Origin of the sequence: Mucilaginibacter sabulilitoris, from assembly GCF_034262375.1 — a bacterium.
GTDB classification, from domain to species: domain Bacteria; phylum Bacteroidota; class Bacteroidia; order Sphingobacteriales; family Sphingobacteriaceae; genus Mucilaginibacter; species Mucilaginibacter sabulilitoris.
Window position 1 is genome coordinate 5,608,495 of the sequence record NZ_CP139558.1, and the last position, 12,380, is coordinate 5,620,874.

A 12,380-nucleotide genomic window follows, 5' to 3' on the forward strand; every position below is an offset into this window, starting at 1 on the left:
AGTTTTTCAACCGCGTTCCTTTAACAGTAAGTTCAGTTGCTTTTTAGTCACTTTAAATATGGTACCGTGCTTATGCCCTTCGGGCACTTTTACACTGTCTGATATATCGGTAAAAGTTTTAAAGTCGGTAGTGCGCATAGCACCATATCTTTTCAAACGGTATGAGTCATAGTAGATCAACCAATTGTCACCGGCTTTGGTCATCGACGGCCCTTCGCTGTACATTTCGGTAAAGCGTTTAGTGTAATTGGTATAAGGCCCAAGCGGGTTATTGCTGAATGCCACCAATATGTTCCGGTTTGGCCGGGTATTATCTTTCATCACCAGTACGTAATCATTTTTTGCCCGTTTAACAATTTCAGCATCAATTACGCTGAATCCCGGATCGAGGAATAATTTTGTCGGTGCAAAGGCTTTAAAATCTTTAGTTGTGGTGTAATACAACCGGTGATTATTGTTTTCGGGTTCCTCACCTTTTGGGAATCGGTTAGGGATAGTTGAGGCCCAAACAATTATAAACTGACCTGCTTCATCATCGTAAAAAAGTTCCGGTGCCCAGGCATTAACCGCTGTTGGCTCATAAGCCATTACATTAATATGCTGCTGAGCCGACCAATGAAGCAGATCTTTTGAACTTGCGTAACCGATACCCTGGTCATCCTTCCAGCCTGTTGTCCATACCAGGTGATAAACACCGTCAGGTCCCTGTGCTATGGAGGGATCGCGCATGATCTTGGCATTACCGGCCTCAGGCTTTAGAAATACATGGTTAAGGGCATTCCAATGGTAAGCATCATAACTGTACAAAAACCTAAGACCTCCACCTGCAGGTTCACGAAACGAAGTGAACATGTATACGCTTTTGCTTGTTTTGCATGATAGTATCAAAACAGAAACAAATGCTAAGACTATATATTTTACAGATCGGTTCATGTGTACTATTTTATGATATGTTTATATAGCATCAATGATCAGTACCCAATCATTGCCATTTGCTTTTTGGCCGGGAGGTTTAAATTTAAGCGTTTTTGCTTTGGCAACCGTTCCAATCCCTGTAATTTGTCCGTTACGCGGGTTATACCACGATGCCTTTATTTTAGTTCCGGTCAGTTTATCTGTATTGATGTTTATTTCCCTGCCTGTATAAGTGTACACAAAAGCATAGTTTTTACCGCGGGTGGCAATTAACCTGTCATATTTTTGACCCTGGCTACCCACAATTAAGGATTGATCAGGTATCCGCTCAAAATACGGACGGGATAACATCAGCTTTTTCAGGTAAACCATTTGTTGTGCACCGGCATCGTTAATAGAATTAAACCAGTATCCTTTTGAACCATACGCAGTTTTCTTCTCGCCGGGTTTGTGCATTTGCATTACATCGTTGTTACCATAAGTATAACCGCACGCCCCTGCAAATACCGACCAGTAACCATAACGTCTTACATCAGCCGCTGTCCATCTTGGCAGGTTAACATTATGCAAACCATGTGGTATTCTTTCATAAGATGGCTCGGCATCAAGTGTAGGCTTTATGGGTGTTTTAGCATAATCAACCTGCACATATTTCCAATTATCTTCACCATAGTTCAGATCCTTTTTGGAAGTGTCCTGTGCATAGGTACGGTGACCTGATTGAAAACAATTGAAGCTTAACCACAGCTGGTCATGAAACCATGTAGATGATTGTGTGCGACCACGTGGATGGAAGGTAATTAGATGCTCCTTATCCAGCTCATTCAACGTACTGCCAATAGCATTCCATGTTTTCAAAGAATCGGTTCCGGGAATATCCCCGCCATTCATCCAGATAATGTTCGGACGGTCACGGTATCTTTTAGCCAAAAACTCAGCATATATTTTCGCTTTGGCTGCACCAATATGATTTCCCTTTACTACTGATCCCCATACAGGTACCATTGCAATATATATCCCCTTTTCGGCGGCTTTACTAACTATCCAGTCAATATGATCCCAATAATCGTATTCGTTGCCTTTACCAAAAGTATTACCAGGAGTAACTTTAGGCATGGCTATATTTTTACCGCTTAAAGCCGAATCGCCATAGACATTCGCTTCGCCTATGCTGTGCACCACCATCACCTGAATTACGTTAAACCCTTGTTTACTGCGGGTATCCAGATATTGTTCAGCTTCTTCCCTTTTCAGTTTTGAAAACAGAAGCCAGCCGGTATCACCCAGCCAGAAAAAGGGCTTACCATCGGCAGTAAAATACCGGTGATTATCGGATACCTTTAAAGGTTGCATGGCTGGGTTATCGCTCCTAAAGGAGAAAAACAAGACGCATGCAAATACTAACCAAACAATTTTCTTCAACATAAATAATTAGTTATGGGTTAACCATAAAATGGAAGTTCCGGCTTTCGGGCTTTTTATTTCGATACCATTGCCACCTTTGATTTGTTCTCCCGCAGTGGCCTTGCCTGTCTGGGGATCTATCCATTGAGTTTTATAATCGCCAGCTGCCAAATCCAAATGAATGGCCTTATCAGCACTGTTGTAAACAATATAACCCTTTACCGAACTTAAAGCCCATTGGTCTTTCGGTGTACCTGGTAAAGCAACTGGTTTCATACTGCTTGCTGCAGTTAAAAACTTCCCATCGGTTTCGGCGGGTAATACCGGTAACGAACCACCCGCTATAAAAACAGCCCATCCAAAATGATCATAACCATCGGCCGAGTATAATACAGCCTTATCCGGATATTTTGTACGGTATTCATTTACAGCACGATAAACCTGCTCAAATGATGACGCTTTAGGTTTAAAAATACGGGCCTGCTGGCGCGGAGCAAGGCTTTGGCCTCCTATCGGTGCATAAGCCGTTCCGTTGGCCTGATAATACCAATACCTGATATCAATAGCGTTAATAACCGACGCCTTTGTTGGATCAGCCAGGATGGCGTCCTGCACATCCTTTGTGGCGCTGAGTCCTATAATTTCTTTCTTTTTATGGGTGACTTCCCATTGCTTAATGGTTTCAACCCAAAATTGCACAAAGTGAAGCGGGCCGGTGAACTCTGCCCCAATCAACTGAATCACACCGTTATTTCCCGCAAAATTGTCAAGACATTTATTGATATAAGCCTGGTGCAGTTTACGCCTTGCAGGATTTGTTTCATCATAAAACTGTTCGGCCATAAACTGGCGTTTGTCGCCTGCATAGGGCACAGGTTCCGGAAAACCACTGCTGTTGATATTGTTGGCGGTACGCCATGGAAAATCAGTATAATGCGCCCCGGCTTCAATAATATTATGCTGGAAATAATTCTGATGAACAAGAACCAAGCCTTTCTGATCGGCCAGATCGGCAAATTTCTTTAAGCGATCCCAATACCATGTATTGTATTTGGTAAGATCATATTTGCTTAGCCCGTCATAGGCAAGCTCTTTACCGCTACGGGCAAAAGGCAGTTCATAAAACGGCGCCCATACATCGCCGTCCATACGGCGGATGCGCTCATGATCATCACGGCGGCGGTCATACCATAAACCGTAATTATGTTCAAATGCCACAATATTATCTTTAACCATCCAGTTACTCACCTGATCCAGATCGTCGGTTAACCCGGTTCCGGTTTGTCCGGGCACCCAGCGGGTAATAGCCGGTTTGGCGGTTGTTGATGTATAATCGGGATGAACCGTACCGTTCCACCATGGGGTTTCAAAATGCTTACCAGCCATCACTGTATTACCGCGTACCAACCAACCATTTTCAACGCTCATTTTAGGAGCCTCGGCAGTTGATGCGGGTTGCTTATAAGTAACCTGATCAATGGTTTTAACACCAGTTGACGCAGTACTGATCGGGTTTCTTTCAGATGCTTTCCCAATCCAATCGTTAATGGTTACAGCAGGTTTTCTTGCCTGGGCCATTAATTCTGCAGCCTGCTCAACAGTTGGGCTGCTTGACGGCTCCGTTGCCGGATATAAAATAGCAGCTTGTTTGCTCACATCCTTATTTAAACGGTTGGCCAGTTGTGTATAGTAAAAGCTGCGCGGATTAATAGTGCTATTTGATGTTGACCAGTAACCGTCGCCTGCAAACTGTGCCCACGTACCAAAAGCCCAGTTTTGAGCGGTTGGCGGTTGGTAGCAATCCACGCGGGCGGCAGTACAGTTCCAAAACAAGCTGTTGGCCGTATTCCAGCCAGCCCCTTGTCCATCCTGACCACGATTCATATAACTCAGCGCCTGACCATCTATATTGCCTATATCAAACAATATTCCTGATGCCCAGCTATCGATAGAGCCGCTGAAACTGTATGATTGAGATGACAAACATTGTACAAAAGCATTTGGGCCCGGAGCGCAATATCCCGCAGCAAAATCATGAAAACCTTGTTCTGAATATAAGCGTTGAAAAAGGGTTTGACCGCCCATAGTAAGGAATGTATTACGACGCTGCCCCCCTATTTCGGATATTGGAGCAAGTGATCTGCAATCCTCAACAGTGATACGGTTGCCCGTTGGTGTTATAAATACTGCTGAGCCGGCGAAATGTTCAAACGTTACCTGGCGTACCCAGGCATCAGAAACATTTTCCATGGTAATAGCCATCCAGCGATGAGCTTCATCCTTTGGGTTTGCTGTATCATAAGCAGATCGCAGCAATAAGTTTTCGATACCTACCTGTGCTATCCGGCCCGGCCATTGGTAGGCAGCAACTAAGCCTCCGCCATAAGCAGTATCTAAAGCTGTGGTAAGCGGAGCATCAAGCGTAATTATATCGCCATTAACTGTTGTTACTTTACGATCCCAGTAAAGATCGCGTTCGCCGGGTTTCCAGGCTAAGGCGGTAAGATCGCCGCCAAAATGATCTGTTTTTAAGGTATTGATCCAGGCTTGTGTGCTTGGCCGGTGTACTAAAACCATATCTCCGGCTTTAATACCAGAGCCTGCGCCTATATGCAGGGTGTTGGCGTTTACAGGTACATAAGCATCTGTAATTTTAATTTCTTTTTGAGTTTGCCTGTCGTTTTTACCTAAAACATGTATAAAAGTTTCCCGGTCTTTCCCGGCTGCGAGTAATATGGTTCCGTTTGTTCCCATGCCGCTGCCCCGCAAAATTATTCCAGAGGCATTTATCTTAAGACTACCATTAACCTGATACGTTCCTTTAGTTAGCAATACCGCTCCACGGATACCATCCTGATCAGCAGATAATGAGGCTACATAATCTAAAGCCGCCTGTATCCGTAAAGTGGCATCGCCAGATTTTACCGGTACTACAATACGTATTGGGGCTTCGGGTATAGCTTTTTCAGAAGCCATGTAGCCGCAATATGAATAATCAGGAATACGGTCGCCGTTGGGGGCAATGGTATAAATCAGCTTCCCGCTTTTGTCGGCAGCAACAGGAGGTTGCGGTTTGACTACTTTCTTTTTATTCTGAGCAAACAAGGGTGCATGCAATTGCACACACCCTAACATTAACCAAATCAGAACATAAAGATTTTTATTAAGCTTAAATCCAAACATCACCGTTCGTATATACTTATTTTATATTAGCCAGTTTCTTTTCGCCTTTCATGGCTGCTGTATTCAAATAAACCTCAATATTGCTATAGCCACTGCCATCTTTTGCAGGCTGTGCAGAATCATCCGGGTTTTTAGGATTTAACCCATGTGCTTTTTCCCAGTCATCAGGTAATCCGTCATTATCAGCATCTTTGTAAGGTGTACCTTTGTACTCAGGGTAACCACCAACTTGCCATGGCGAAGTGATGATGCCCAGTTTATAAGAGTCTCTTGGTAATTTACGTACCTTAAACTGATAATCGGTATCGGTTTTCATTTCCTTATAAGCAATTTTACCGGTACGTACCTGCTCGGTTATACGAATATCAACAGGATCGCGTTTTGGTAAAGTAGCACCTGCATTCGCGATAACAAACTTAAGCGCGTCGTTAGCCGAAAGAATATTTACGGGGGTCATCGCGAAAGGTACATTTGATTTCATATAATCTTTATACTCACCTGCATCAGATAATTCTTTACCTCCCGGACCCTCAACTTGTATACCACCAGCCCATGGATCTTTTGTAATTGCAGGATAGCCTTCCATTACGTTACCAACGGCATATACACGGCCAAATACTTTTTCCTTTAGCTTGCTGCGACCTGATTCTGGTTTAAGTATGCGATGCCCAACCGGTTCGTCTTTCGGAGTAACCGGACCCGGTTTAAAATAATTGTTAATGATATTATAATTAGTAGTATAGTCGCCACCATCCATTGAGCGGTGGTGCCAGTTGAATACTACGTTATTGATAAAGTTATAAACACCATTCCAGCCTACTGATGGGTTACGACCTGTATTATCAGCCCAAAGATTGCGGAGCATAGTACTGTTTTCACCACCGGTAGTGCTACCGAAAGCGTGGTTCCAATAGTCAAGCGATTCAGAGTAAATACAATTTTGTATAGTGATATTAACCGTTCCTAATTTCTGTTCCTTTGAGCCATCCTCCGGATCAAACATGTGCCTGTACATCGAAAAATTTTCGTCAAGACCCCAGCTTGCAGATACGTGATCGGCAATGATGTTACCTATAGGGTTGCCGCCTAAAGCATCGTCCCTGCGGCCAACATTGGTTTCGCCACGACGGAAGCGCATGTAACGGATAATTACATCATGAGTGTTTACCCAAAAGGATTCTCCTGCAACACAAATACCATCACCAGGCGCGGTTTGGCCTTCAATAGTAATATAAGGAGCCCTTACTATAATTGGAGTTTTAATACGGATTATACCAGCAACGTTAAATACGATAATACGGGCACCGCCTTTTTCACAAGCATCACGCAAGGTTCCGGGTCCACTATCAGCAAGACTGGTTACTACATAAACCTTCCCTCCGCGACCGCCAAACGTAAATTTACCACCGCCCTCAGCACCCGGAAACGCGAGTATTTTAGCCTGCGGCAAATCGGTTGGCCTTGCAGCCCACGGCACGTATACTTTTCCTTTTCGCTGATCGGCCTTAATGATTGGTAATGCTACCTGCCATGCTGAATCTGAGCGGCGTGTTGCCTCTTTCATCAATGCTTCACTCTCTTGTTTAACCTTCGCCGGTATATCGGGATATTGCGCAAAAGCCGGCTCAGTAAAACCCAACGCTGCTGCTATTAAAAATAGGCCTGTGTGTTTTTTCATATTTAAATTCAAATTATTAGACTTTTAAAAGAGCAGAAAACAGTTCGTCCTCTGCTCTTTAATATTATTGCTGCGGATCGAAAGAACCTCCCCAACCCTTATTTTGAAGTATATTGGGGTCGCTGCTTATTGTAGCTGTAGGTATACCAAAGAAATCAACAGATGTTTGTACATTCAATGTGTATTTATTATCGAGCGTTACCGGGGTTATCGTAAAATAAGCATAGGCTGCGTCCGCAGTCAGCTGATCACGACCCGGATATGGAGGAAACAGGCTGGCAGGAGCACCTGCATTCAATGTGATCCTGATTCCAGATCTTCTTGTTCCATTAAGCGTGCTTTGCAGCATATTTCTTCTTCTCAGGTCCCAGAATCTTTTACCTTCGTAAGCCAGTTCAATTTTTCGCTCAAGCATAATAGCGTTGATCATTTGATCATGATTCATAGTAGGAGCTAAACCATAAAGGCCATCGCCTCCAGCCTCAACTCCGGCACGCTGACGTAAAGAGATTAATGCACTATATGCTTCCTGGCCCTGATTTAGATTACCAATTTCTGCCGCGCATTCACCTAAATTCAGCAACACTTCTGCATAACGTATCTCAATCCAATCATTTCCTGAATACATAACATTAGCGGCTGCCAGCGTTGGATCAATAGCCTTGCGCAAATAGAAACCGGTTGTTGTAGCTGACCCGGTAATTGGCTCAGTTGTTACAATTTTGTTTGATGATGGGTCGGTGTAATAGTAAGTCCATAACCTGAACGCATTATTGCTGTTTATTGGCCAGTTACAGCCATTAAACCCTATAGTTTTATCAAACCGCGGGTCACGGTTTTTGTAAAATGATTGCAATGTGTACGGATATTTAGTTGACGCATTAGGCGCCAAACCATCAAGCATTGGGTATGATTGTACCATTTCCCATATTGGTTGGTTTGATACAGATGGATTACCAGTACCTGTATAAGCCGGTCTTGTAGAAAGATCGTAACCATTATTATCCTTTTGCTGATCGCCGGTAGCTGAATTATACCCTGTAACCATTATGGCTTCGGTATTTGAATAGCCTTCAACAAACCATAGGCCTGCATAATCGGGCATTAATTTATTACCCGCTGCATCACAAATATTTTTTGCTTGCAGGTTAGCATCATAAGCCTGTTGCCACCTGGCACGATCATTTGTTGGATTGAACTCCGGGCTTGCCCAGGTTAGCAGAACCCGACCTTTAAAAGCTGCTGCAGCCTGAGAAGTAATTCTGCCGTAATCATTCTTAGAATCAGGCCATCTTTGTGGTAAACTTTTAATGGCAGAATCTAAATCGGCAACAATTTGTTTAATACAATCCGACGTTTTGCTTCTGGGTAACAAGGCCGCTTGTTTATTTGCATCACCCACCGCATCTAATGGAGTTAATACCAAAGGAACTCCCCCATATAATCTAACCAAATCAAAATAACGATAAGCTCTCCAAAATAGAACCTGTGCAGCAAATCTCTTTTTTGTATCTGGAGTCAGTTTACCGGCTGCCAGATCGCGTAAAAAGGTATTGATTATCCTGATTTTATTATATGGGCCCGATGTGTTACTACTGCCGATGTCATTAACATCATTGTTAGTGAGGGTGCCTTGCATAAATTTATTATCATTATAAGCTTCATCACAAATACCATTTAAGGTACTTGATACAGAGCCTCCGGTATTACCATACCAGTTAGGTAAATTCTGACCATATATAAAGTCGACATTTTGTTTTACCAAAACTGAGTCGCCAAATATCAAATCGGGAGAAGCGCTTGTAAGATCTTGTTTGTTTAATACTTTCTTACAGCTTGTTGATAGCAATGTATAAACACACCCTGCTAAAATTATAATATATAATTTTTTCATCTTAATAGTCTTTTAAAATCCAACATTTAAACCAAACGAATATGTTTTAATAGTAGGATAAGTGTCAAACGTACTTCCATTATCTCTGTAATCGCTATATGGATTATAGAAGTTAAACGGATTAGTTGCCACCGCATACACCCTCAAACTTGCAACACCTAACGCATCGGCAAATTTTTTAGGTAAATTATAACTCAAATTCATATTTGTTACCTTAAAGGTTGTTGAGCTTCTGTACCATAAAGCCGACGGCTGGTCATATTGCTTAGAAAAATAAGGGGCTGGATATTTTGCGTCCTGATTAGTTGGCGTCCAATGGTCTGCCCAAAAAGCTGGCGCATTTTCAAGTGCGCTTGCGGTTTCTTTTGCATCTCCTTCAACCTGTCCGTATCCGCCATATGATATACCCATGGTAACTCCCAGTGTTATTGATTTATATGAACCTCCGAAGTTTAATCCCACATTATAGTGGTTGCTTGATTTTTTGGCAATATAATCTAAGTCTTCAGTATTAATTTTACCATCAGGGGCGGTATATTGGTTGTTTGCATCTTTTGGCCCTCTTACATCCTGATAATACGGCATACCTGGTTGCGGAGCCTCTCCGAATAAAGTATAGCCCGGATGCGTTGTAAGCCAGCTATCAACTTGTGCCTGATTTTTGAAAATTCCAAGATAACGGTAACCTAAAAATCCAGGATCGTCTGACTTGCCAGCGACATCAAGATATGTACCGATATCGCCCGGCTTCTGATCAATTAATACATTTCTTGCATCTGACCAGGCGAAGTAAGGATTGAAGTTATATGTAAAATCTTTTCCTATATGATCTTTCCATCCTACAGATATTTCATAACCAAAGCTGTTTATGGACAGCTTATTTTCAGCCGGAAGAGCTGCTCCAATTAAAAATGGAACAGATGCAGATAGCTTAGTCAACATGTTATAACGATGGTCATGATAATAATCAGCGCTTACTGACAAGCGGTTTGAAAAGAATTCTGCATCAAAACCTACATCTACCTTCAGGTTACTATCCCATGTTACATCAGGATTTGCCAGCAGAATGTTTGGTTCAACCGTTGTACCTCTGTCCAAAGTAGTATTCGAGCTGCCTCCGCCGTTGCCAAAAACAGCCGCATGCCCGGTGGCAAATTTATAACTGTTTACAAATTGCCATGGTGAAGTATTATCGTTTCCTAATAAACCTACTGAGCCTCTGATTTTGAAGAAATTAATAAATTTCAAATTGTCTTTAAAGAAATTTTCATCAGACATTACCCAACCGGCAGATCCCGAAGGGAAATAACCCCATTGGTGGCCTGGTGCAAAATTCGTATTAGCATCAGCTCTGAAAGCTAATTGTAAAATATACTTACTATCGTAATTATAATCTAAGCGAGTAGCATAAGCTTTTCTGCCATACTCTTTTACCAGGCTGGCCTGATTTGATGATTGCGTACCATAGGTAAAGTTCTGATTGTCCTTACCGCCAACAAAAGTACCGTCAGCTTCGGCAGCCACACCTTCCATGTAATTTTCTGATTGCTCATAAAGTGCAAGGAAAGAAATATCGTGTTTACCAAATTTACGCTGATAATTGATGATGTCGTTTAACTGGTAAGTGTTAGTATAGTTCGGGTTTAACCTTACACGGTCGCCGTTCTTAATTGGAGGAGGGGTGCCTACTATTGTACCACCTGGTATATGCCCGTTAGTACCCGTGCCCGAATATTGGTAGAACTGATGGGTTGAACCATACTGTTTACCAAAGAAATTATTTATATTTCTGTTATAAGTTATAGTAGCGCTTAAGCCCGGTACAAAAGGCACATCATATCGTCCGTTAGCAGCTACGTTAAGTATATAATTATTTTGCTGTGTGTAATCACCTGATTTTTGAATTTCAAAAAAATTGATATTATCTTTTGATGCATTACCGCTTGGGGTAAGCAATACAGGATTACCATCAATATAATATTTTGTCCACTGCGGAGTCTTTGCAAGTGTACCAACGTCATCATCTAAACTCTCCCCGCTGGTTTTAAACCAAAAGCTTTTTGACTGGTAAATATCACCACTAACTGATAAGCCAACTTTAAGCCCTTTAGCAACTTTTGCATCAGCGCTTGCACGATAAGTCCATTTGTCGGTGTTAACTCCATCAAAATTTGAACCCTGTTTTACATAGCTGCCCCCGGCAAAAAAGGTAGCCTTGTCTGTACCACCGCTTACGTTTAACGCATGGCGCTCAACCGTCGCTGTTTTCCATGCCACAGGTAGCCAATAAGTTTCGTTGGCCGGATTTGCAAAGTAACTAAGCTCATCCGGAGTATAATATCCGGCAACCTTCGCGTTAGTTACTGTATTAAAGCCAAGTTCATTCAGATTATAGTTATTTTGTGTTTGGTAGTAATCATTAAGATAGGTAGCTTGCTGCAAGCCAGTCATCATTTTAGGCAGCATGGCAGCGTCAGACAAACCGTATGAACCTGCATACTCTACTTTAGCATTTCCAGCTTTACCACGTTTGGTTTTAACTATAATTACACCATTTGCACCCTGTACACCGTAAATTGCTGCGGCTCCATCTTTTAGTATAGAAATACTCTCAACCTCACTTTGGTCAAGCAGGTTAAAATCTGCCGGAGTTCTGAAAGCATCGTCAATAATATAAAGCGGAGCTGTTGTGACTGAGTTAAGGTTCCCAAATTTAGGATTTCGGATAGTTATAGCTCCCGCCGCGCCTGGCCGGGTATCGCCCCCACTAACAGATACATTTGGCAACTGGCCTTTTAAAGCCTCTGACAGGTTAGTTGTAGGGATATCCTGAATAGCTTTAGTGTTGATTGTTGCAACGGCACCGGTTAAGTGAACCTTTTTTTGTGTACCATAACCTACTACTACTACTTCGTCCAGACTGTTAGAAATAGGTACCAATTTAAAATCGGCGTTCATTTCACCTATTCTCAAAGTCTTTTCCTGGTATGCATAACCAATGTATCTTACACCAACCACTATGCTTTGTAAGTTGGTAGCCGTAAGTGAAAAGTGCCCGCTGGTATCGGTAGTAGTACCAACGTTACTGCCTTTAACCTGAACAGCAACGCCTATAAGTGGTTCATTTTTGTCGTTGCTCCTAACCGTTCCAGTTATGGTTCGGTTTTGCGCCATTAGTGTACTACCTGTTAGAAGCAATACGGCAAACAAGAGGAAAATTTTTCTCATAAAAAATTAATTTGGGTTTCATATAATTGGGTTAATTAGTTGGTTATAATCTAAAATGCGCTGTAATTAATACTTCTC

General features: G+C 42.3%; 6 protein-coding genes. All 6 read right to left on the minus strand.

The features are described from left to right. Positions 1-6: 6 nt before the first annotated feature. A complete protein-coding gene (locus SNE25_RS23930) occupies positions 7-933 on the minus strand; it encodes a glycoside hydrolase family 43 protein (protein WP_321561541.1) in 927 nt (308 codons plus the stop codon). Between the two features lie 21 nt (positions 934-954). After that, positions 955-2,340, minus strand: coding sequence for a glycoside hydrolase family 140 protein (locus SNE25_RS23935; protein WP_321561542.1), 1,386 nt, complete (start codon positions 2,338-2,340; stop codon positions 955-957). A 6-nt stretch (positions 2,341-2,346) separates the two neighbouring features. Continuing rightward, complete coding sequence (locus SNE25_RS23940) at positions 2,347-5,442, minus strand: DUF6298 domain-containing protein (RefSeq protein WP_321561543.1); 3,096 nt, start codon at positions 5,440-5,442, stop codon at positions 2,347-2,349. A 76-nt stretch (positions 5,443-5,518) separates the two neighbouring features. Further along, positions 5,519-7,180 carry a pectate lyase family protein gene (locus SNE25_RS23945; RefSeq protein ID WP_321561544.1) on the minus strand — a complete coding sequence of 554 codons (1,662 nt, stop codon included), beginning with the start codon at positions 7,178-7,180 and terminating at the stop codon, positions 5,519-5,521. Between the two features lie 64 nt (positions 7,181-7,244). Next, positions 7,245-9,074, minus strand: coding sequence for a RagB/SusD family nutrient uptake outer membrane protein (locus SNE25_RS23950; RefSeq protein WP_321561545.1), 1,830 nt, complete (start codon positions 9,072-9,074; stop codon positions 7,245-7,247). A gap of 12 nt (positions 9,075-9,086) precedes the next feature. Then, entirely contained in the window at positions 9,087-12,302 is a 3,216-nt protein-coding gene (locus SNE25_RS23955) for a SusC/RagA family TonB-linked outer membrane protein (protein WP_321561546.1), read from the minus strand. Between the last annotated feature and the right edge of the window lie 78 nt (positions 12,303-12,380).